This is a genomic window from Arthrobacter sp. SPG23 (assembly GCF_000876655.1).
Classification (GTDB): domain Bacteria; phylum Actinomycetota; class Actinomycetes; order Actinomycetales; family Micrococcaceae; genus Arthrobacter.
Genome location: NZ_JYCN01000009.1, coordinates 38,844 through 60,798, shown reverse-complemented (window position 1 = coordinate 60,798; position 21,955 = coordinate 38,844). Strand labels below are relative to the sequence as shown.

Sequence of the window (21,955 nt, the reverse complement as noted above, 5' to 3'; positions counted from 1 at the left end):
ACCCGCAGGTCCGGCCGGCCCTCCCACTGCTGCGGACGGCCGGCGGTCAGCTGATCCCGCGCGATCCGTCCACTTCCGTAGTTCCTGTCCGCGGATCCAGCTGCGGCGCCTGGTAGGCCAGCTCGCCGCCGCTGCGGCCACCGAAAGGACGCCCGTGGTCGGCGAATTCCTCACGGAAATAGGCCAGGCACCACTGCCCCATTTGGATCCGCGCGCCCGTTCGGAGAATGGACTCGCCGGTTGGCGCGACGCTTCCGGTGACCCGCCCGTGCGGCACCAGTACGTACTCGTCATCAGCGTTATGGACTATTTCCGCATGGATCCCGTCCAGGCCGGCCAGCTGGATGTCCGAGGACTCGTCGCTGCCGATCCTCACGATCTCCCTGCTGAGCGTGAATTCGCGCGGCACCTGGCCGTTCCACGTGGCCGAGTCCTGCACGAAAATAAGCCGCGGCCTGCCGCTGCCCCGCGTGTGGTGGGTGGTGGTGACATGGCGGACGATGCTCCGCCTGACGGTCGGCATCAACGGCAGCGGTGTCTGCGGTGGCAGCAGCGAGAATCCCCGCGCCGGGCGCCGTCCACGCTTCATGAGGGGCGCCAGGGCGCCAAGTTTTCCGAGCTTGATATGGGGTGAGCGGGTGATGAGCCGCTGCGACGCCGGGCTTGTCACCGCGCCGAGGCTCACGATGTGGCCGTCCGGACCGTCAACCACCACCGTGAGCCCCCGTTCCGCGAGCGTTTGGGCCAGCGGACGGATCTCATCCAGCGACGGCATGCCGTTTGAACTGAACGATTCCAGGCCGTCCACGGCGATTCGTACCTCGCTGCCGCCGGCCCGCGCCGTTCCCCGCGTTACCGTTCCGGACTCATCAGTGAATGAGAAGTCCAGGTCCATGTCGAGGCGGAATCCGTTCACGTCCGGCTCAGCTCCGGTTCTCGTCTGACCCCAGGGCGTCTTTGTCACTGGTGGTCACCCGGAGGCTGCCGTTGAGCTTCCACGTAGCGCGCGGGGCGTCGGGGCCGATGTCCCGCGGGACCTCCACGGTCATGTCGATGAAGTTATAGTTGATCGCTGCGCCCTTGCCCGTCAGGTAGGACCACATTTCCTCAGCCAGGTCTGCCCAGTCGCGGATGCTGCGGTCGGCAGTACGGGTACTCTCAGGCGCGTTTATTTCCGTCATGGTGGTAATGCCCTTCATTGGGTGCCGCATGAACGATTCGTCCCGAATCCTCGTGGACTCAGTGGCCTCACTCTAGTACCGGCTGGTAGCAGTGGAAACCCTTTCGGGCACGAACGAATTTTCCGCAAAAAGGGTTCCCGCTTCCCCGTCAGTCGGTGGCTGCCAGCTGGTCCAGGACAAAGCGTGCCATGTCCGCACGTGCAGCCACCAGGCTCCGGAGCGCGGCTGAGTCGTGCTCTGGTTGACCCAGCCGGACAGTAACTGGCCGAGGTCAAAGCCGCTGCAGGCGAGGCCGTACCTCCCCCAGTCAATGACTGCGAACGACGCCGGGGCCGGCCCGTCGGGGAGCACTTCCACCAGCAGGTTTTGCGGACTGGCGTCACCGTGCGCCGGGAGCTGGGGCAGGGCGATGATTTCCTCCACCAGCGCATACGCCCTGTCCGCAAGGCCACGCAGTCCTGCGATCAGATCCGCGTCCGCAGCATCGGCCACCACCGGGTGCCGCCAGAGGGATTCTCCCTGAATCGCGGGGATGAAGACGTTCGCGCCCACGCCCTCCACAAAAAAGCGGAGTCCTTCGGGAGTGCTTGCATCCGGGATGGCGGCGAGGCATTCCCGCGCACCGGCGCAGCCCGACAGCCTGCCCAGGAACCGGGCCGCATCCGCGAAACACCGGTCCGTCCAGCCGGCCATCGCAGCGTCCGCAACATCTTCCATCCAAATTGCCGTCCGCTGGCTATCCAGTTCGGCAATCTTGAAGACCGCGGGAAGGCGTCCGCCCTGCGGCATGACGTCGCCGAGCCCCGACGCATAGACCTGCGCCTCGGTGCGCCACGGGTACCGGGCGGCGAGCGCTGCACGGAAAGCTTCCGGTACCTGCTCAATGCCTTGCCACAGGAGTGGTGACTGGATGACCTTGACCACCATGCTGAAGCGGGCGACGCCAACAGTATTGCCGGCACGGGAACTGCTGGCGCGGACCGTTCCGTCGATCCGCCAAAGCCCTGCGGTGGTCATGTTGAGCATGGGGAAGTCAATCGCCTCTGCACGGGCGGTCAGCAATTCGACGGCTGCTTCGCCCAGGGCCGACGCAGCCAATGCTGCCAACTCGTGGGGTTCTGGCCCGGCATCGCCCAGGGCATCCATATTTTCGAGCAACGGCGCGTTCATGGATACCCTTCTGTGGCCCGGGCGGCCTCGAAGAAGGCCTTTGGGCAAAATAGTAAAGTAACGCCACCCCGAGTGCCGGGATCCACTCATGGGACACTCAACGTTCATTCAGAAAACTCCCAGATTCTGGGAGCATCATGGGAGGTATGAAAAAGAACGGTCCCGAAGCCAAGCTGCTCGTCGTCGATGACGAACCAAACATCCGCGAGCTGCTCTCCACCTCATTGAGGTTCGCAGGCTTCGAGGTCGTCTCGGCCGGCAACGGACGCGACGCCCTCGCCGCCGCCGAGCTCCACGCCCCCGACCTTGCCGTGTTGGACGTCATGCTGCCGGACATGGACGGGTTCACCGTCACCCGCCGGCTGCGTGCCTCCGGCAAACACTTCCCTGTCCTGTTCCTCACTGCGAAGGACGACACCGAGGACAAGGTCACCGGGCTCACCGTGGGCGGCGACGACTATGTCACCAAGCCGTTCAGCCTGGACGAGGTGGTGGCCCGGATCCGCGCCGTGCTGCGGCGCACCCAGCCAATGCCTGACGACGACGCGGTGATCCGGGTGGACGACCTCGAGCTCGACGACGACGCCCACGAGGTGCGCCGCGGCGGCACCGTCATTGAGCTCTCGCCCACCGAGTTCAAGCTCCTCCGCTACCTGATGCTGAACCCCAACCGGGTGCTGTCCAAGTCCCAGATCCTGGACCATGTCTGGGAATACGACTTCAATGGCGACGCATCCATCGTGGAGTCCTACATCTCGTACCTGCGGCGCAAGGTGGACATCGACCCCGACGCCCCGGCCCTGATCCAGACCAAGCGCGGGGTGGGCTACGTACTGCGGACAGCTGAGAAGCGCTGACCTTGCTGCACCGTTGGAAGTCGGCCTCACTGCGTTCCCAGCTGGTGGCCATCATGATGGCGCTGATGCTGGTGGCACTCGCCGTGACCGGTTCCGGCACACTGACACTCCTGCATAGCTATCTGCAGGGGCAGGTTGACGACAAGCTCAAGGTCGCCGTAAATTCCGTGAAGCAGCAGCAGTCCTTCAGCCAGTTGCTGCAGCAGAATCCGAACATCCCCACGGATTATTCCCTGATGCTCCTGCGCCAGGACCAGGACGCGTTCCCCTTCGGCGGCAGCAAGGACTCGCACCCGGACATCGACAGCCTCTCCCCTGCCGAAGCCAACAAGCTCGACCTGGCCCCCTTCCAGGTCAGGGGTACCGACGGGCGGAACTGGCGCGTTGTTGCGCTGCCCGTTGTGGACGGCAACCAGCGCAATGCCGTCGTCATCATCGGCCTGCCCCTGGCTCCCGTGGACTCGGTCGTGGAGCACGCCTCGCTGGTGGTCATCGGAGTGGGTTTCCTGACCCTGGTGCTGGCCTTCTTCATTGCCACCTGGACGGTGTCCAGATCCTTCCGGCCCTTGGCGCGCGTGGAGCGGACCGCCGCCGCCATCGCCGCGGGTGACCTCTCCCGCCGAGTGGACGTGGAGAATCCCGCCACTGAGGTGGGCCGGCTGGGCGGCTCCCTCAACGCGATGCTGAGCCATATTGAGTCCGCTTTCGCGGCCAGGATGGCATCGGAAGAGCGGATGCGCCGCTTTGCCGCTGACGCTTCGCATGAACTCCGCACCCCCCTCGTGACAATCCGCGGATTCTCCGAGCTCTACCGCCAGGGCGCGCTGACCAGGGAAGAGGACGTGGCCACCGCAATGGGCCGCATTGAGAGCGAGGCCAAGCGGATGGGCTCCATGGTGGAGGACCTCCTGCTCCTCGCCAGGCTGGACGAGCAGCGCCCCCTGCAGCAGAAGCCGGTGGATCTGCTGCTTCTCGCCAACGACGCCGTCGTGGACACCCAGGCCAGCGACCGGGACCGGACCATTTCCCTGACCGGCCTCGACGGCGGCCCGCCGTCCCCGGCGCCGGTTCTGGGCGATGAGGCAAAACTGCGCCAGGTGGTGGGCAACCTGGTGGGCAACGCCCTCCGCTACACCCCGGCCGGGACGCCCGTAGAGCTCGCCGTTGGGGTGCGGACGGACAATGCCGGCGGGCGGTCCTCCGTCATAGAAGTACGCGACCACGGCGCCGGAATCCCTGAGGAGGAAGCACCCCGGATCTTCGAGCGTTTCTACCGGTCGGACACCTCGCGGACCCGCGAAACCGGGGGCAGCGGGCTCGGCCTCGCCATCGTTGCTGCCATTGTCGGATCGCATTCAGGCTCCGTCCGGGTGGTCCCGACCGGCGGCGGCGGTGCCACCATGGTGGTGAGCCTCCCCTTTCAGGACGAGGCAGCCCACTATGCAGACAGCCGGCGAGACGGCGGCGACGGCGGCGAAGTTGTCCACATATAGGCAGCAGCTGTAGCGCGGCCTTCCGCCCGCTTCCTAGGCTCGACGTAGCGGTCCCCGGACACCCGGGCCGCCCGCAAGCTTGAACAAGCTTCCGAACAGCGTCGAAGGGCACTAACAATGAGCATCATCTCTGTTGATACCGAACTGCTCCAGCTCAAATCCGCCAACGTCAAGGCCACGGTTGACCGCATCAGCGCGGACGTCCAGGCGATGAAAAGGGGCCTCGATGAGCTGCAGGGCACGTGGCGTGGGTCGGCGGCCACCAACTTCCAAGGGCTGATCACGGAGTGGACCCTCACCCAGGGCAAAGTCGAAGCCGCCCTCGCCTCCATCAATACGGCCCTCGCCTCCGCGGCCGCCACGTATGCCCAGGCAGAGCAGGGCAATACGCAGCGGTTCAGCTGAACCGGGCTAAGCCTCCGGCGTTCCTTGATGGAAGCGCAGGCGCCACCGTTTCCCGTCGAGAACCCACAGCGAACTGCGGAGCGAGGATCCCGCCCGCCCCTTGCTGCGGTAGGTCAGAAGGACCGCTTCGGCGCTGATCCGCTCGGCGCCAATCATCTCCAGGTCAACTGCACCGCCGGGGTTCTCCTCGAGCGACATCATCATTGAATCACGCGTCCACAGCCGCCCTGAGCTGCCGATTTCCGTGAACTCGGGGTGCAGCAGCACGCCGGTCCGCCCGATATCGGCACGGGTATCGGGGCTGAGCAGCTCCCGTTCCAATGCTTCAACAATGGCCTCGGGAGCTGCTTCCCGCCCGGCCGGCGCCGCGAACGGATCCGCATCCAGCTCGCTGAAAAGGTCCGGCTCGCTGAAGAGATCCGGCTGGTTGCTGGTTCCTGTCGGCACGGACTCCTGCACCACCGGCGCTTTGGCTGCTGCGGCGGCTGCGGAGGACCCGTCGCCTCGGACAAAGCCCGGCCCGGACCGCACCGCGATGCCCTGCTGATAGGCAGTGGCAGCAGCCCGCGCGCGGTCGTCGGCAGCCTCATTCAGATCGTGCCCGGCGTGGCCGCGGACCCACTCAAAGCGGTACCTGCGCCCAATCAGTGCCTGGTCGATTTCCCGCAGGATCTCCACGTTCAGGACCGGCTTGCCGTCGGCTTTCCGCCAGCCTTTGCGCTTCCAGCCCGGCATCCACTTGGTAACCGAGTTGATGACATATTGGCTGTCGCAAAGAATGTGCAGCTCTTCCTCGGGAAGGTGCGCGGTGCAGCGGAAGAGATCCAGCACGGCCATCAGCTCGCCCTGGTTGTTGGTGCCGTGCGGCCAGCCGCCCGCCCGCCAGCAGTCATCGTTCACGTACCAGGCCCATCCGGCCGGACCGGGATTTCCTAAAGCCGAACCGTCGGCTGCTGCAGTAATCGTCACCGCACTATCCTGCCAGACCGGCCCGACATTCCAGCTTCCGGCAATCCCCGGGGCATGACTGGAAAACGCTTACCGCGGGTCGTTGACAGGCTCGGAGTGTGCGTGCAAGAATCAAAATCCCTACTCAGAAAACGTTTTCTCGAGTGTGGATCCTCTTGCAGTTCACGTGCCCCGCGGGGCGGACAGCCCGGTTCCTGATCATTCCACCGGCTGTACACAGGAAGGTGTATCAATGAAGATCTCGTCCGGAAACAGGTTTCGACTGAAGATAGGAGCCACCGCCGCTGCCCTCGCACTGCTTGTCACAGGTTGCGGGGCATCCGCGGGTTCCGGAGCGGACAAGGAAGTCACGTTGCGCTTCGCCTGGTGGGGCAACGAGTACCTCAATGCCCAGACCCAAAAGGTGATTGACGCGTTCGAAGCGGACCATCCGAACATCAAGATCAAGGCCGCACCCGGCGAATGGAGCGGATACTGGGACAAATTGGCCACCACCACCGCAGCCAACGATGCACCCGACGTGATCCAGATGGATCAAAAATACATCGCTGAGTACGGGGGCCGCGGAGCACTCCTTGACCTGGCCAAGCAAGACGGCATCGACCTCTCGAAAATGGATCAGGAACAGCTCGCCTCCGGCCGGTATAACGACGCCCAGTACGGACTCAGCACCGGCAAGAACGCCTACGTGGTGATGGCAAACACCAAGGTGTTCGAGGCCGCCAATGTACCGCTGCCCGACGACGCCACGTGGACTTGGGATGACTTCAACGAAATCGCCACAAAACTCACAGAGGCAGGAGGGGGCAAGAACTACGGAGCCGCCTACGGCAGTAACGAAGCCGACCTCATCATCTGGCTTCGGCAGCACGGCGAAAACCTGTATTCGCAGGACGGCAAGCTGGACTTCAACACCGGCACTGCTGCGTCATTCTGGGAGCGCCTGAAGAAGCAGCGCGATTCCCAGGCGAGCCCGCCGGCGACCGTCGCAACGGAGGATGCAGGTGCCGGCCTGGAGGAGAGCCTCTTTGGGACCAACCGGATTGGCATGGCGTGGTGGTGGACGAACCAGCTCGGATCCCTGCAGACCATCACGGGAAGCGGCATAAAGATGCTCCGCGCACCGAGCACGGACGGGAAAGCGACGGACAACGGCATGTACTACAAGCCGTCAATGTTCTGGTCGGCCTCTTCGAGGTCCAAGAACCCTGAGGCAGCCGCAACGTTCATCAATTACCTGGCAAACAGCCCGGAGGCGGGAGAGATCCTGATGACCGACCGCGGCGTCCCTGCCAACTCTGAAGTACTGACGTCCATTACGTCGAAGCTGAAGCCCGCGGACTCGACAGTGGTCAATTTCCTCCAGGACATCAAGCCGGACATGGCCGAGGCGCCCCCTGTCCCTCCCGTCGGTTCGGGGAGCGTGCAGAACGTCATCAAGCGGTATACCGACGAAGTACTCTATGACCGCAAGACGCCGTCCGCAGCCGCGGAGGAGTTCAAGAAGGAAGTCGAGGACATGCTTGCCTCGGCGCGCAAATGATCACCATCAGGTTCCCGAAGCCTTAGCTGCCATAAACAAAAGTGCGGCTCCCTCGAAGCGAGGGAGCCGCACTTTCATTGTGGTGCGCTAGTGCGGGCGGGCAGGTTAGAAACCGCCCATGCCGCCCATGCCGCCCATGTCGTCGCCGCCACCCATGGCCGGAGCGTTCTTCTCCGGCTTGTCGGCCACTACGGCCTCGGTGGTGAGGAACAGGCCCGCGATGGAGGCAGCGTTCTGCAGGGCAGAGCGCGTCACCTTGACGGGGTCGTTGATGCCGGCAGCCAGAAGGTCAACGTACTGTCCGGTTGCGGCGTTCAGGCCGTGACCTGCGGGCAGGCCGCGGACCTTGTCCACAACAACGCCGGGCTCGAGGCCGGCGTTGAAGGCAATCTGCTTCAGCGGTGCGTCGATGGCAACGCGGACGATGTTGGCGCCCGTTGCTTCGTCGCCTTCGAGCTGCAGGTTGGCGAATGCCTTGGCGCCGGCCTGGATCAGGGCCACGCCACCACCGGCAACGATGCCTTCTTCAACGGCAGCCTTCGCATTGCGGACAGCGTCCTCGATGCGGTGCTTGCGTTCCTTGAGCTCAACTTCGGTAGCGGCACCGGCCTTGATGACTGCAACGCCGCCGGCCAGCTTGGCCAGGCGTTCCTGCAGCTTCTCGCGGTCGTAGTCGGAATCGGAGTTCTCGATCTCGGCACGGATCTGGGAAACGCGGCCGGCGATCTGGTCGGCGTCGCCTGCACCCTCGACGATGGTGGTCTCATCCTTGGTGACAACAACCTTGCGTGCCCTGCCCAGGAGTTCGAGGCCTGCGGTCTCAAGCTTGAGGCCGACTTCCTCGGAGATGACCTGGCCGCCGGTGAGGATGGCGATGTCAGCGAGCTGCGCCTTGCGGCGGTCGCCGAAGCCCGGAGCCTTGACGGCGACGGACTTGAAGGTGCCACGGATCTTGTTGACGATCAGGGTGGCCAGGGCCTCGCCCTCGATGTCTTCGGCGATGATCAGCAACGGCTTGTTGGACTGCATGACCTTCTCGAGGACAGCAACCAGTTCCTTGACGTTGGAGATCTTGGAGTTGACGATCAGGATGTACGGGTCTTCGAGGACCGTTTCCTGGCGCTCGGCGTCGGTGACGAAGTAGGCGGAGATGTAGCCCTTGTCGAAGCGCATGCCTTCGGTGAGCTCAAGCTCAAGTCCAAAGGTGTTGGACTCCTCGACGGTGATGACACCTTCCTTGCCGACCTTGTCCAGCGCCTCAGCGATCAGTGCGCCGATTTCGTCGTCACCGGCGGAGATGGATGCCGTGGCGGCGATCTCTTCCTTGGTTTCGATTTCCTTGGCGGAGGCAAGCAGCTCGGTGGTGACGGCTTCGACAGCCTTCTCGATGCCGCGCTTCAGGGACAGCGGATCAGCGCCGGCCGCGACGTTGCGCAGGCCTTCCTTGACCAGGGCCTGAGCAAGCACGGTCGCCGTGGTGGTGCCGTCGCCAGCGACGTCATCCGTCTTCTTGGCAACTTCCTTAACCAGCTCGGCGCCGATCTTCTCGTAGGGATCGTCCAGCTCGATCTCCTTGGCGATGGACACACCATCGTTGGTGATCGTGGGGGCGCCCCACTTCTTTTCGAGGACGACGTTGCGTCCACGCGGGCCGAGGGTGACCTTGACGGCGTCGGCGAGGATGTTCAGGCCCCGCTCAAGACCGCGGCGTGCCTCTTCATCAAATGCAATGATCTTGGCCATAACGGCAGTAGTCCTTTCGGGACAGTCGTTAAGAATGAACCTTCACTGCGGTGCCCGCGACGGACGACCCTTCACCGGCGGCCTCTGTATGCCGCGCGGATGGGATCTCACCCCAGCAAGGTATTTCTTTCGCTCCCTGTTCTTCCCGCCCCTCTCCGCAGCCGGCCGGAACCGGGCGTTGATTTAGCAGTCAGTCCGTGGGAGTGCTAAGTCAATAATTAGCACTCCCCCGGGGAGAGTGCAAGCAGAGATTGCGGTGAAAGGCCCTTCCGCGGCCCGCACTACGCTAGGAGCGATCAGCCGCCGGCCCGGGCTGCAGTTTCGCTTCCACTCATGCGGGCGCTGTTATCTGCGGCATACGTGAACACCATGTAGTTGGCGGTGGTGATGTCCCCGTTGGAGTCAAAGCCGATCGGCCCGGATTCGCCGTCGTAATCCGCCGCTTTGCCGGCCTTGATGGCATCGGCGCATTCCTGGTAGTTCCTGCAGGGTTCGGCCGCCCCGGTGCCGCGCTGCCCGGAGACCGCGATCAGCTTCGCAGCGATGGACGGCCCGGCGTCGTCCTGGGCAGCGGCCGCGGCAATAGCGGCCAGGTTCACGGCGTCATATGTTTCCGCGGCGAACGTCATGTCCTTGAGCCCGGGATCAACCGCTACCAGTTCGCCTTGGAAGTGCGCCGAAGGGAAGACGCCAGGCAGGATTCCGCGCGCACCCTCGAGCGCCTTGGACCCCAGAGCGGATCCGTACTGGTTGACGGCGCCGTCGCTGAGGATCAGTTTGCTGCCCGCCACTCCCGCGTTGTTGAGTTCCGCTATGGCGCCCTGCGCGCCGGTCCTTGCCACGAGGATGACGGAGTCCGGCCCTGCGGCCTTGGCGGCTGCCGCGGCCTGGTGTGCCTGGCCGGCGGCGAACCCGGCGTCCGCCACAATGCCAAGTCCGGCAGCCTTTGCTGCTGCGGCGACGGCCGCGGAGACATCCTTGCCGTACATGCCGTCCTCGTGGACCACCGCTATTGTCCGGGCCCCGTTGTCCTTGGCCAGCTTCACCAGCACGGGCGCCTGGGCCACATCTGCTGCCGACGTGCGGAAGTAGTATCCGCCGCTCTTGTACCGCGTGAGGCCGTGCGCGGCATTCGCCGGGGAGATGACGGCCACTTTGGCCCGCGACAGGACGTCGATAGCCCCCGGGGCGCGGCTTGAGTCAGTTGGACCGATGACTACATCAGCCTTGGCCGCCACGAGTTCCTTTGCCAGCGAGGTGGTGTCCTCACTGACTTTTTGGGGAAGGAGTTCCACCGGCCGCCCTTTGTGGCCCCCGGCGGCATTGATCTCCTGCACCGCCAGTTTGGCCGCGGCAAGCTGGGCCGAGTTGAGGAAGGACTGCTTTCCTGTGTTGTCCAGCATCAGGCCTATCCGCAGCGTGCCGTCGCCGCCGGCGTCGACGGCATCAACACGCGCGTTGCCGGACGTGCCGGAGCAGCCGGCCAGCCCGAGCGCCATTCCCGCCGCAACAACCACCGCAGCGGTGAACCTCAGCCGCGCAGGGCCAGGGCGGGCGGGGATGACTGAGGCATGCATTGCCGCGGTGGGTAGCATCAGGCCGGCCGGACGTTCTCTGCCTGCGGACCCTTCTCGCCTTCGCCGATCTCGAACTGCACTCGCTGCCCTTCGTCGAGGGCCCGGTAGCCCTCGCCGTCGATGGCCGACCAGTGGACGAAGACGTCGTCTCCGGGGCCGTCAACGGTGATGAAGCCATAGCCTTTTTCGGCGTTGAACCATTTAACGGTTCCCAATGCCATGTTGCCCACACTTTCCGGTTGCTTTGTGCTCGGCCCACGTCATTGTGCGCCGACGGGACGGTCCGCGTTGCAGCGCGGCATCCGGAATCACTTTAGCCATTGCTGTTTGCCGGGTGCAGGACCCGGCCCTGCGAGCCCCTAATAGTTATTCAGGCGTAACCGAAAATTCCTACCGGAACCCGGGGCCCAGCACCACAACCACCGGCAACTGGAACTCCGCAGAGTCCACCAGCGACGTGATGTTCAGGAGCTCGCCCAGAGCCTCCGCGTTCGCTTTCTGTTCGGGCCCGCTGTAGTAGATCACGGAGGACTGCTGCGGCATTCCGCCCCAGTTGCCCACCGGTCCCAGCGTCCAGCCGTCCCCGGCGACGGTGTTGCTCACGCGGCCGGCCAACCCCGCGGTGGTGGTCCCGTTGTAGACGGCGACGGCCTGGGTCTTGTCAATGGCCTGCGCTTCGGCGGAGGGAACCGTGGCGGAAGGGCTATCTGCGGCAGGCGTCTCGCTGGCAGCAGGAGCCACGCTCGCCTCAGCGCCGGGCTCAGCGCCAGGGGATGCGGTGCCCTGCGGCACCTCGACGGAGGGGGAAGCCGAAGGGCTGCCCAAGGCGGACCCTGCCGCCATCAGCGGGCTGCCGGCAGGAGCAAATCCGAGCTTGGGAAGGAAGAGGAAAGCGACCAGTCCGATGGCGAGAGCCGCGACACCGACAGCGAGGATCGGTCCCAGCCGGCGCCGGGAAGCCTCGGAGGCGACACGGTGGACACCTTGTCGCGAGGAGGCCTCAGGGACCCTGTCGAATTCATCCCGAGCGTATTTGGTCATGGTAAAACGATGTCCTTGTTGGTTCTTGCTGGTTGCCCGGCCCTGACGTTTAAGCGTCGGAGCCCAAACGGCGCGCCGTGCGTGCCCGTTGGCGTGACGTACGTAGTCTACGCAATCTCTTCACGAGCATGGGGTCGTGGGCCAGGGCGTCCTCAGTGTCAATCAGTGTGTTGAGGATCTGGTAGTAGTGGGTGGCTGAGAGGTCGAATAACTCACGAATCGCCTGTTCCTTGGCCCCGGCGTACTTCCACCACTGCCGTTCCAGGGCCAGCATCTGCTGGTCCCGCTCGCTCAGCCGGGGGCCGCGACGCGGAGCGGCTGCAGGGTCCGCGCCGGACACGGCTTCGCTGCCGGTGCCCGCAAGTGACAGGTCATCGCGCACTGGTTCGGCCACGGCAAAATCCCTCACTTTAATCCGGTCAAAGTCTCATTCCATGGTACGGGCGAATAACACGCCTGTCATTTACGCAGTGTGACGTGCTCTCGGGTGGCGCGGGCTCTGATGGTGCCGGCCCCCGCCAGCCTCCTGTGAGTCCGGCACTGCGAGAATGGACCCGTGTTTGATTCTGAAGCTTTGTTCGAGCTGGAGCCTGCCGTCGAGGGTGCTGACTTCGCCAAGATGGCGCAGATGCCGCTGGACCGCCTGATGGCTGCAGACTGGGCAGCGGCGCTGGCTCCCGTGGAAGCGGAATTGCGGAGTGTCCTGGGCTACCTCGCCGCGGAAGTGGCGGCCGGGCACCAGGTGCTGCCGTCGCCGTCGAACGTTTTGCGTGCCTTTCAACGGCCGCTGGCCGCGGTCAAGGTCCTGATCGTCGGCCAGGATCCTTACCCGACCCCGGGCCACCCCATCGGGTTGTCCTTCGCGGTGGAAGGGCACACCAGGCCCATTCCCCGCAGCCTCGCGAACATCTACAAGGAACTCGAATCGGACCTCGGCCTTCCGGCCCGCGTCCACGGGGACCTCACGCGCTGGGCGGACCAGGGCGTGCTCCTGCTGAACCGTGTCCTTACGGTCCGGGCAGGGGCGGCGGGATCGCACCGGGGCAAAGGCTGGGAACCGATCACGACGGCGGCAATCGCCGCCGTCGCCGGGCGCCGAGTTGCTGACGGGACGGCAGCGCCCCTCGTGGCCGTGTTGTGGGGCAAGGATGCCGAGGGCGTTCGCCCGCTGCTTGGAGACACTCCGGTGCTCGCCAGCGCCCATCCCAGCCCGTTATCGGCCGCGCGCGGATTCTTTGGATCCCGTCCGTTCAGCAGGGCCAACGAACTCCTCCGGGCCCAAGGATCGGAGCCCGTGGACTGGGAACTCCCGGTGCTGTGACCTTCAGCCTGTCCTCAACAGCTTGATCCGGCCCCGTTCCCCGCGCATCACGACGGGCACGTCTGGGCCGGGGCACTGAACGTCTGGCCCGCCACCCTCAGGTTCCTGGCCACGGAATATGTGCTCCCGACCGCCCAGAGGGTGGCCGGAGCGCCACGGAACGTATAGCCCGCGGCGGCAATGGAGCAGTTGATGGACACTCGCGTGCCGTTGACAATCCAATCTCCGCCCGCCGCAAGGCAGTCCACCCTGTTGTCGGCCGGTCCTCCGTCGCGGCTGGTCCAGGCGCAGAGTCCCCCGAATTCACCATTGACCGCAAAACTCACGTTCTGGTAAGTCCTGCCGCCTGCCTGCAGGACATCACTGCGGTGGCCTTCGCTGTCAAGGGTGGTGATGAAGACCTGGACGTTCTGGTCGGGCTTGTCACCGGCAAAGATCTCACCTCCGCCGGCAGGAAGGGTACCGGACGGGCCGTCACGCCCCTCGTCGGGATACCGGCTTGTCCATTCAAAGCCCGCCACGGGCCGGCCGTTTGCAGCCGGGGGCGTCACAACGGTCCGCACCTGGGACGTCCCGTAGTGGAACCCATCGGTGATCGCCTGGAACGGCTTCCCGAAGGGCGCCACGGGGTTGGCGTCGGTAAACGGCCCCGGGTATGACTGGCCGTCCACGATGTTCGTAGCACGGACACCGATGGTGTAAGTGCCGTTGTTCGCAAGGCCTGGAATAACCTTGCTGGCCGGGACCCCGGCAACCTGGCCGCCGTTGACACGATACTCGTACACGGTTTCCCCGGCCGCGGCTCCGCCGGTGGTCCCGGGGCTGCTGAAAGTCAGCTGGGCACTGTTGTCCAACGGATCCGCCCTGAGCCCGCCCACCGGGCCCGGTGCGCCCACCGCCCGGCGGGCGTCCGACCGTGCGCTTGCGGCCGAGTATCCCGCCTTGTTCCGCGCGGCCACGGTGAACGTGTAGCCGGTGTCCGAATTCCCCACGCTGAAAGCGGCGCTCGTCTGGTTCCCGGGTACCACCTGGGTAGCGGACGCCGAGCCTGCATGGGCGGACACCACCGTGTACTCGGTTACTGCGTCGCCGTTCCCGTCCGGGGCCGACCAGTTGACTTGGATCACCGAACTCGCGGCGCCGGAGGTGGCAAGGGTCGTAGTGGGCTTGGCTGGAACAGCCGGGACGCCAGCGGGTGTTTCCGCTGCAGAGAATTGGCTCCAGTCCGAGGGCTCGGGAGCCTTGTTCTTGGCGCGCAGTTGCACCCGGTACGACGTTCCATTGGCGAGGCCGCTCCACGTGAAGCTGAGGCCGGGGCCGGCTGAACGGACCGTCTGGCCGGAGGGCGGAGCTGGTGACAGCTGCAGTTCATAGTCGCTGATTGCAGACCCTGTACTGGTGCCGGCGGACCAGCTGATGGAGAGCTGCTTGTCACCGAATGCCAGCGTCGGAGCCTGCGGAGCCTCAGGGCGCTGGTCAGGGCGCGCCGGGGCTGACGGTTCGGAAGCCGGCGAGTCGCCGATGCCATTCACGGCAACCACGGAAAAGACATACTCGACGTCGTTGGTCAGGCCGTCCATGGTGCAAGTGTTCGTCGGGCACACTTTGTTTACTCCCGCAGTGGTCGTGACCCTGTAACCGGTGATCGGGGAACCGTTGGCGGGTGGCGGCGTCCAGTTCAGGACCACTGTCCGGTCCCGGACCTCGGTCGCTACCGGGGTGCCGGGCTTCCCCGGCTTGGCCTTTACCGTCAAGCGGATCCGGCCGTCGGCCTCCCGCTGGGGGTCGCCGGTCTTGTCCTGGATCCGATACCTGACCACCATGGTTCCCACGAACGTTTCGGACGGTCTGACGTCGACGGTCCCGCCGGCCACGGTGGCGCTGCCGTCACCCGTCTCAACAACCGCACGGAGAAGCTTGAGGCCGCTATCCGGGAACGGGTTCACGTCGTTGGCGAGGACATCTATGTTCCGGTTCTCACCCGCCCGGGCCTCGGCAACCACGTCATCGTTTGCCACCGGCAGGGGGCGCAACGACGGGGTGGGCAGCAGCTCCACTGTCCCTTGGGAAGAGAGCCCGCGGGGGTCTGCAACCGAGACGGCCACGCGGCTGCCCTCGGCAGCGGAGTCACCGCCGGCGGTGACTTTGAGTGAGCTTCCATCAATGGTGGCGGTGACGCCGTTGGGAAGGGGAGGAACCAGGGAGAACTTCAGCTTGCCTTGATCTGCTTCGTCCGGATCAGCGCTGAGTTCGGCCAAGTCAACCACGGATTCTTCGCCCCGGACCACGTTGGCCTTGCTCGAGGAGAAAACCGGAGGATGGTTGCGGTCAGGATCGGGAAGCACTTTGATGCTGATCGTGAGAACTGCGGTCAGTGTGTCCGGAGCGTCCACGGGGCCGTCGGCCACCTCAAAGGTCAGGGACGCCGGGCCGGCATAGTCATCCGCCGAGGTGAAGAATAGCGTGTCCGCGTCCTGGACCAGGGGGCTCCCGCTGGCAGCCACCGCCGATACACGCGAATCAACCGTGATGCGGGGTGCACGGTCCTTCCTGGTCAGCACGAGGCTGTTCAGATCGACAGTCAACACCTTGCCGCTCACCACCTCCAGCGGCGTGCTGTCTTTCAGCGCGGGGCGTTGCTCCGACGTTCCAGGCACGCGGATGAACGCGGTCGACCCGAGTCCGTCCGGGTCGGTGACGGTGTAGGGAATGATCCTGGCTTTCGGCGTCAGCGTGACGTTGACGCTTCCGTTGGGGCGCAGCGATACACCGGCCTCCTCCGTTCCGGTCGTGATCCGCAGATCGGAGGTCACGCCGTCGGGATCCTCATCGTTTGTGAGAACCGGAACGTCAACAGCGGTCTTGCCCAGCGTCTCGGCAAAGGACACCCTGTCGTCCCGGGCGATGGGAGCCTGTCGGGGCGCGTCCGGACGGACGCTCACCTTCAGGGTGCCCGTCGCCGTTCCGCCCCGGCCGTCTGAAATCTTGTAACGGAGGACGACGGCGGTTGCTTCTGCCGGCGTCGTGAACCGCACCCTGCCGTCCTCGGTGTGCGCACCGATGGCAGCATCCGCCTCGATCCCGTCCCGCACCAAGGAGACCGGATCGCCGTCGGGGTCCGTGTCGTTCATCAGAACGTTCACTGCCACGTTCCGGCCAGGCAGGAGCGTGACGGCGTCGTCACCCGCTACTGGCTGCTGGTTGGATCCGGAGGCCAGCCCGATCCCCACCGCGACAGTGGCGGTGTTCCGGACCCCGAAAGTGTCCTGCACCACGTAGCTGAAGGTGTCCTGCCCTGATGCCTTGGCAGCTGCCGTGTATTCCAGGTAGGTCGCCCCGACCGCCACCGTTCCCTGGGCGGGGGCTTTGTCCAGGCCGATCAGCTCAACAGAGTCTCCGTCCGGGTCGATGCCGTCCAACGGGACCTGGATGCGGGTGGTGCTCCCGGCGATGGTGCGGGCCGTCAAGTTCCGGGGCTCTGGACGGGAATTCTGGTCTTCCCCGCCACCCTTGATCCGGATGGTGACCTGCGCGGACGATTCCTGGCCATCGGGACCCGCCACCACATAGATCGCGTGCACGGTCTTGGGGGCAGGGCCGGCCTTGAAGCGGAGTACGTCGCCCGAGACCGCCAGCATCCCGTCCGCCGCATCGACGGTCTGGGCCAGCTTGGGGTTGAGCGTCAGCTGCGCGCCGTCCGGGTGGACATCGTTCGCCAGGACGTGGATGGAGGCGACATCATTGGCCCGCACGGTGATCTCATCGGGCAGCGCCCGCGGCGGACGCAAGGTTGCAGGCGCCGGGACGGGCTGGACAGTCACTTCGCCCACTGCCGTCTCCCGGCCGTTGGACACCGTATATGAAAAGGTCGTGGGCGACGTGGCACCGTGGGCATCGGTTACCCTCAGGACACTGTGGTCCAGGATGGCCACAGACAGCGGTGAACCCGGCGGGACCGTCACCGACTGGATCACCATCACTCCGCCGGCGGGGTCGATGTCGTTGGCGAGTGCGTCAACAAGGGTCTGGCCGCCCTGCGGAAGCCTTGCCACGTCGCGGACAGCGACCGGGGCGCCGCTGGACGCTCCATTGGTGGCGTCGATTCGGACCAGGCCCAGTTGGCTGGCCGGGCCGTTGGTCACCTGGTAGGTGACGTAATAGGTTCCGGCCGATGCTGCATTGAAAACAAACGTTCCCGCGTCAAAATGGGGCGTCACTCTTGCCGATGCCGGGCCGTCCACGCGCGCAAGGCGCAGCGAAGCACCGGCCGGGTCGAGGTCGTTTTCCAGGGGCGAGACCACCACGTCCTGGCCTGCGACCACGCTGATGTGGTCCGGGTTGGCCACCGGGGGGAGCGTGCCTCGGGGACGGACATCCACCGTGATTTTGCCTTCGGCCTCGATCTGGCCGTCCGAGACCCGAAGGGTGACCGTCTTCTGCCCCGTCGTGGTGCCGATGTCCTGGAACTGCAGCAGCCCGTCGGCACGGGCCTGGACCTGATCGCTGCCGTTGTCGGCAACTGCGGACCGCAGGAAGAGATCGTCCCCGTCCGGATCGGCCCAGTCCGCCAGGACGTTCTGGCTGATCGACTTACCCTGTTCCAGAAGGATGACCGTTTTCCGCTTCTGCGTCGGCGGTCCGTTTTCAGAGGCCTGACGCACCCGGACAGTGACTTTGGCCTGCGCGCTCTTCCCCCGGCCGTCCTCGACCTGATAGCCAAACGTTGACGTTCCGGATGCTCCGGCCGGAACTGCGATCTGCATTGCCGAGCCGTTATAGATCGGCGTTAGCGCCCCGTTGCCGGGCCCCGCCCCGAGAACGTTCAGCGTCAGCATGTCGCCGTCCGGATCGGAATCATTGTCGAGGGGCGTCAACAGCGTCGTCTTGCCCGGCCGTACACCGAATTCGTCATCCTGCGCGTTGGGTTGCCGGTTTTCCTGGGTCCTGTCCGGAAGCTGGGTCAGCGGATTTTGGTCTGCGGCGTCTTCCTTCTCTTCTTCCGACTTGTTCGGCGGCGTCTGAAGATCTTGCCAGTTGTTGACCAGCTGCATTTCCTTCTGGACAAGCCAGACGTTGCCCCCGTTAGTGTCGTTGAGAACTACAAGGCTGCGGTTCACCCGGAAGACGAGTTCCGATTTCTTGTCTGCCCCGGGTATGCCGGAGCGCTTGTCGTAAGCGTCGTCCTCGCAGTCACGGACATACAAGGCCGCCTTGTGCCACGCGGAATGCACGCACCCGTCGAGCTGCACCGGCTTGGCCGGAAGGCCGCCGTCCGCTACCGGCTGGGAACTGGCCGGGTCACCGTTCAATGGCTGCTTGAACAGGCCGCCGGGCGTGGCCACGGCCACAAATCCGCTATCTGCGCCGGAATGCTGCAGAAGGGCCCCTTTGCCGTCGGGCACCACAGCCGTCCGGCCGCCGGGCAGATACACCGTACCCGTGTCCCCGTCCAGGAGCACCGGCCGGGATCCAAGGGTGGTCAACTGCAGGTCCTTGGCGGCCGAGAAGTCGGCAAAGGCAACCTTTTCGGTTTTGCCCGGGCTTCCGTCCGGGTTGACGACTATCCGTGTGACGTGGCTGGCCGCGGAATCAGCGATGTAGGCCGCGCCGTCCGCGCCGATCATCGCAACCAGGTTTTTGGCTCCGGTCACCACCGGTTCGGACTCCGTGGTGAAGCCGGCTACGCTTCCCGCGGAAGCGACCCACGCCTCGCCGGAGCCTGTGTCGCTGAGGACGTACGAACCCTGCCCCGCGGAAGCCCGCACCCCGGCAGGAAGCTCGAGGGGGCTTTCCAACCGCATGGCTGCAGGGTCCACCGGCGTCAGGGTGGCGCCGTTATCAATGAAGACCTCCCCGGCGTGCTGGACCACGTCGAAGCCTGTACCCGGCGGGGTGACGCCCCCGTCCAGAGCCTGCGACGGATAGTTCAGACGGGCGGTCATGGAGAGGTTCTTGTTCGTAACCCACACGCCGCCGTCGTTGAGGTCGACATCAGCGGACTCGACACCGGGGTGAAGGATGGCGGCGGCAGCGAGGAACGCGGCAACCGCGGAAAAACCGGTGACCTGAAGGGCCTTGCCGCGTTTCGCGAATAGTATTCCGGACAAAGGCATGGCTGTGTATCCCCCAGGTTTGCAAAGCGGCGCTGATCAATTAGACCAACAACTGCAGTAATGTAGCGAACCCGTCCGGGTTGGTAAGGGGCGTCGGCTCGGCAGCCTGGCCTAGGCTTACTTCCATGACTTCCGTTCCTGCTGCCACGTCAGCCAGCCGAAAATCGCGCCCCCAGACGAACCTCACCGTCCTCCGGCGCGAGGAGCTCTCTCCGCACATGGTGCGCATCGTGGCCGGCGGCGAAGGCTTCGCCGGCTATGTGAACAACGATTACGTCGACCGCTACGTGAAGATCGTTTTCCCGCAGCCGGGCATCGAATACCCCCTCCCCCTGGACCTTTGGGCCATCCGCGAATCGATGCCCCGCGAGCAGTGGCCGTACACGCGGACGTACACGGTCCGCTGGGTGGACGAAGCGGCCCGCGAACTGGCCATCGATTTCGTGATTCACGGCGACGAGGGCCTGGCGGGCCCTTGGGCAGCGAAAGCCCGGCCCGGCGACAGCCTGGTGTTCACCGGCCCGGGAGGCGGCTACAACCCGGATCCCGCGGCCGACTGGCACCTCTTCGCCGGCGATGAGGCCGCCCTGCCGGCCATCGCCGCCGCCGTCGAGTCGCTGTCGCCGGAAGCGCGCGGCATCGCGTTCCTGGAAGTGGACAGTGACGCCGAGGTGCAGCCCATCAAGGCCCCTGCCGGACTCCAGATCAACTGGCTGCCGCGCAACTGCACTCCTGCCGGAAGCGGAGATCTCCTGGTGAGCGCCGTGCGGGAAGCCGAGTGGCCTGCCGGCCGGGTTCAGGTCTTCGCCCATGGCGAGCGGGGCTACATGAAGTCCCTCCGCGAGGTCTTGTTCCGTGAGCGGGGCCTGGAGCGGGCGCAGGTGTCGTTGTCCGGCTACTGGGCCAAGGGGCGGGTCGAAGACGACTTCCAGGCCGAAAAGAAGCTCCCCGTCGGCCAGATCTGACAGGTCCGGATCTGACAGGTCCGGATCCGGCGGGTCAGGGCCGGCCCTGTCAGATCGGGACCGGCTAGCGGCGCCGCGCGCGGCGGCGTTCGTTGCTTGCAAGGCTGCGGGTGAGCGGCCGGGCCAGGGTGTCGCCGAGGACGATTCCGGCGGCAACTCCCAGCACGATCGCGCCGGCGTTCAGCATGCCCCCTGCGCCCATCAGGATTTCGGATTCTTCGATGGTCAAGACATACATGGAGCGGAATATAGTCAGGCCCGGCAAGAGGATCAGCGCCGCAGGCACGGCCACCACCAACTGGGGGGCGCCCATCTTCAGGGCGATGACGCGGGCCAGGAGGCCGATAACCACTGCCGCCACTGCCGGGGAAAACCTGGCACCCATGCCCATCAGGTCCGTGCCGAGGAGCACAAGATGGCCCACCACACCCACGGCCGCGGTGGGCAGGAGCAGCTTCCAGGCGGTCTGCTCCGTGATGCCGATCGCCACCACTGCGATAGCAACCATGATGATCAAAGCCCACCAGGGATACGCCGGAGGGAATGTTTTGGTGACGTTGATCGGCTCCATCCCCGTCTTGTCCACGACCACGAAACCCACGGCGATTCCGGTTACCAGCGCACCGAAGGTCAGCATGGTGGACAGGAACCGGCCGGCCGCCGTGACGGGGAAGCCGTTGATGGCGTCCTGCACGGACGACACGAGGCGTCCTGTGGGCAGGAGCAGCAGGATTCCGCCCACCACCACAATCTCGGGCGCGATCTGGATCCCGACGGGAGTGCCGAACCGCCACAGCAGCAAGGCGATGAGCGTCACCAGGAAGGCACATGATGCCGTGGTGAAGAAGTCGGGCACCCGCCAGCGGCCCAGTTGCCGTGCGAGCAGGCTGACCAGCAGGTTGGAACCGAACGCGACGGCGGAGGCACCGGGCCCGCCGCCCAGCACGCCCACGAAGACGGCGGCGAATACGCCGAAGGCCACGGTGACCATCCAGCGCGGAAACGGCTTGGAGCTGCGGATGATTTCTTCCAGCCGGCGGACTGCCTCGTCGCGGCCGACGCCGCCGGCAACGATGTCCGTAACCAGCTGGTGCACCTGTGCCAGGCCCGCATAGTTGTTGGTCCAGGACCGCACCACCCTGAGCAAGGAAATGGGGGTCTGGTCCTTGGGCGCATAGTTGATGGCCACCGACTGGTTGGTGATGTCCACTTCGATGTGTTTCAGGCCCAAGGCTGCAGTGACGGCGATGATGCTGGTTTCCACTTCGAGGGCGCCGGCGCCGTAACGGAACATGGACTCAGCGAGATGGAGCGCGAAGTCGATCGTCTTGCGCGCGGAGGTATCCACTCCCCCGACCTGGATCATGGGGTTGGCATACGGGCTGCCCGCGAGCCGGTCCACGATGCTCATCGGGGCGGTGGGCGGGTTTTCGCCCTGCACCAGCCTGCGCAGCATGCGCTTGGCGGCGGCGTTCTGCCGCACCTGGGAAGCGGTGAGCGGCTGGGTCGGGGGCAGCGCCGTCGTGGGCGGCCTGCGGCGACCGTCGGGTGCTTTGGTCATTGCGGCCTCCTCAAGG

General features: G+C 65.4%; 17 protein-coding genes. 6 read left to right on the top strand and 11 right to left on the bottom strand.

Annotated features, from left to right (window positions below):
• Positions 1-46: 46 nt before the first annotated feature.
• The 3 genes from TV39_RS03610 to TV39_RS03600 all read right to left on the bottom strand — a co-directional run bounded on the left by TV39_RS03610 (position 47) and on the right by TV39_RS03600 (position 2,351).
• The gene (locus tag TV39_RS03610) at positions 47-916 is read right to left on the bottom strand and encodes an FHA domain-containing protein (protein ID WP_082049468.1); all 870 of its coding nucleotides are present in this window, start codon (positions 914-916) and stop codon (positions 47-49) included.
• 7 nt (positions 917-923) lie between these two features.
• A complete protein-coding gene (locus TV39_RS03605; RefSeq protein ID WP_043479064.1) occupies positions 924-1,181 on the bottom strand; it encodes a hypothetical protein in 258 nt (85 codons plus the stop codon).
• Between the two features lie 72 nt (positions 1,182-1,253).
• Positions 1,254-2,351 (bottom strand): phosphotransferase, encoded by a 1,098-nt coding sequence (locus tag TV39_RS03600; RefSeq protein WP_052500475.1) that lies wholly within the window; start codon positions 2,349-2,351, stop codon positions 1,254-1,256.
• Positions 2,352-2,497: 146 nt separating this feature from the next.
• Here TV39_RS03600 and TV39_RS03595 point away from each other — a divergent pair, with 146 nt between their 5' ends.
• From TV39_RS03595 to TV39_RS03585, 3 genes are all read left to right on the top strand, one after another.
• On the top strand, positions 2,498-3,208 hold the full coding sequence (locus TV39_RS03595; protein WP_043478479.1) for a response regulator transcription factor: 711 nt from the start codon (positions 2,498-2,500) through the stop codon (positions 3,206-3,208).
• A 2-nt stretch (positions 3,209-3,210) separates the two neighbouring features.
• Positions 3,211-4,701: a sensor histidine kinase gene (locus TV39_RS03590; RefSeq protein WP_043478477.1), complete on the top strand. Its 1,491-nt coding sequence runs from the start codon at positions 3,211-3,213 to the stop codon at positions 4,699-4,701.
• A gap of 117 nt (positions 4,702-4,818) precedes the next feature.
• Entirely contained in the window at positions 4,819-5,106 is a 288-nt protein-coding gene (locus TV39_RS03585; protein WP_043478474.1) for a WXG100 family type VII secretion target, read from the top strand.
• 6 nt (positions 5,107-5,112) lie between these two features.
• On the opposite strand, the gene TV39_RS03580 is transcribed toward TV39_RS03585, so the two are convergent.
• A complete protein-coding gene (locus TV39_RS03580) occupies positions 5,113-6,075 on the bottom strand; it encodes a ribonuclease HI family protein (RefSeq protein WP_043478471.1) in 963 nt (320 codons plus the stop codon).
• Between the two features lie 232 nt (positions 6,076-6,307).
• On the opposite strand from TV39_RS03580, the gene TV39_RS03575 reads away from it, so the two are divergent.
• Positions 6,308-7,618, top strand: coding sequence for an ABC transporter substrate-binding protein (locus TV39_RS03575; protein ID WP_043478468.1), 1,311 nt, complete (start codon positions 6,308-6,310; stop codon positions 7,616-7,618).
• 105 nt (positions 7,619-7,723) lie between these two features.
• On the opposite strand, the gene groL is transcribed toward TV39_RS03575, so the two are convergent.
• The 5 genes from groL to TV39_RS03550 all read right to left on the bottom strand — a co-directional run bounded on the left by groL (position 7,724) and on the right by TV39_RS03550 (position 12,319).
• A complete protein-coding gene (gene groL, locus TV39_RS03570) occupies positions 7,724-9,361 on the bottom strand; it encodes a chaperonin GroEL (RefSeq protein WP_043478465.1) in 1,638 nt (545 codons plus the stop codon).
• Positions 9,362-9,657: 296 nt separating this feature from the next.
• Complete coding sequence (locus TV39_RS03565; protein WP_043479060.1) at positions 9,658-10,938, bottom strand: ABC transporter substrate-binding protein; 1,281 nt, start codon at positions 10,936-10,938, stop codon at positions 9,658-9,660.
• A 17-nt stretch (positions 10,939-10,955) separates the two neighbouring features.
• Positions 10,956-11,159 carry a cold-shock protein gene (locus TV39_RS03560; protein ID WP_144406301.1) on the bottom strand — a complete coding sequence of 68 codons (204 nt, stop codon included), beginning with the start codon at positions 11,157-11,159 and terminating at the stop codon, positions 10,956-10,958.
• A gap of 169 nt (positions 11,160-11,328) precedes the next feature.
• The gene (locus TV39_RS03555; RefSeq protein WP_043478459.1) at positions 11,329-11,979 is read right to left on the bottom strand and encodes a LytR C-terminal domain-containing protein; all 651 of its coding nucleotides are present in this window, start codon (positions 11,977-11,979) and stop codon (positions 11,329-11,331) included.
• A gap of 49 nt (positions 11,980-12,028) precedes the next feature.
• Positions 12,029-12,319: a DUF3263 domain-containing protein gene (locus tag TV39_RS03550; protein WP_043479058.1), complete on the bottom strand. Its 291-nt coding sequence runs from the start codon at positions 12,317-12,319 to the stop codon at positions 12,029-12,031.
• A gap of 216 nt (positions 12,320-12,535) precedes the next feature.
• Between TV39_RS03550 and TV39_RS03545 the strand changes: the two genes are divergently transcribed.
• A complete protein-coding gene (locus tag TV39_RS03545) occupies positions 12,536-13,300 on the top strand; it encodes a uracil-DNA glycosylase (protein ID WP_043478456.1) in 765 nt (254 codons plus the stop codon).
• A gap of 47 nt (positions 13,301-13,347) precedes the next feature.
• Here TV39_RS03545 and TV39_RS03540 read toward each other — a convergent pair whose 3' ends face one another.
• The gene (locus TV39_RS03540; protein ID WP_052500474.1) at positions 13,348-19,413 is read right to left on the bottom strand and encodes an Ig-like domain-containing protein; all 6,066 of its coding nucleotides are present in this window, start codon (positions 19,411-19,413) and stop codon (positions 13,348-13,350) included.
• A gap of 125 nt (positions 19,414-19,538) precedes the next feature.
• On the opposite strand from TV39_RS03540, the gene TV39_RS03535 reads away from it, so the two are divergent.
• The gene (locus TV39_RS03535) at positions 19,539-20,378 is read left to right on the top strand and encodes a siderophore-interacting protein (RefSeq protein WP_043478453.1); all 840 of its coding nucleotides are present in this window, start codon (positions 19,539-19,541) and stop codon (positions 20,376-20,378) included.
• 64 nt (positions 20,379-20,442) lie between these two features.
• On the opposite strand, the gene TV39_RS03530 is transcribed toward TV39_RS03535, so the two are convergent.
• Complete coding sequence (locus TV39_RS03530; RefSeq protein ID WP_043478450.1) at positions 20,443-21,939, bottom strand: threonine/serine ThrE exporter family protein; 1,497 nt, start codon at positions 21,937-21,939, stop codon at positions 20,443-20,445.
• Between the last annotated feature and the right edge of the window lie 16 nt (positions 21,940-21,955).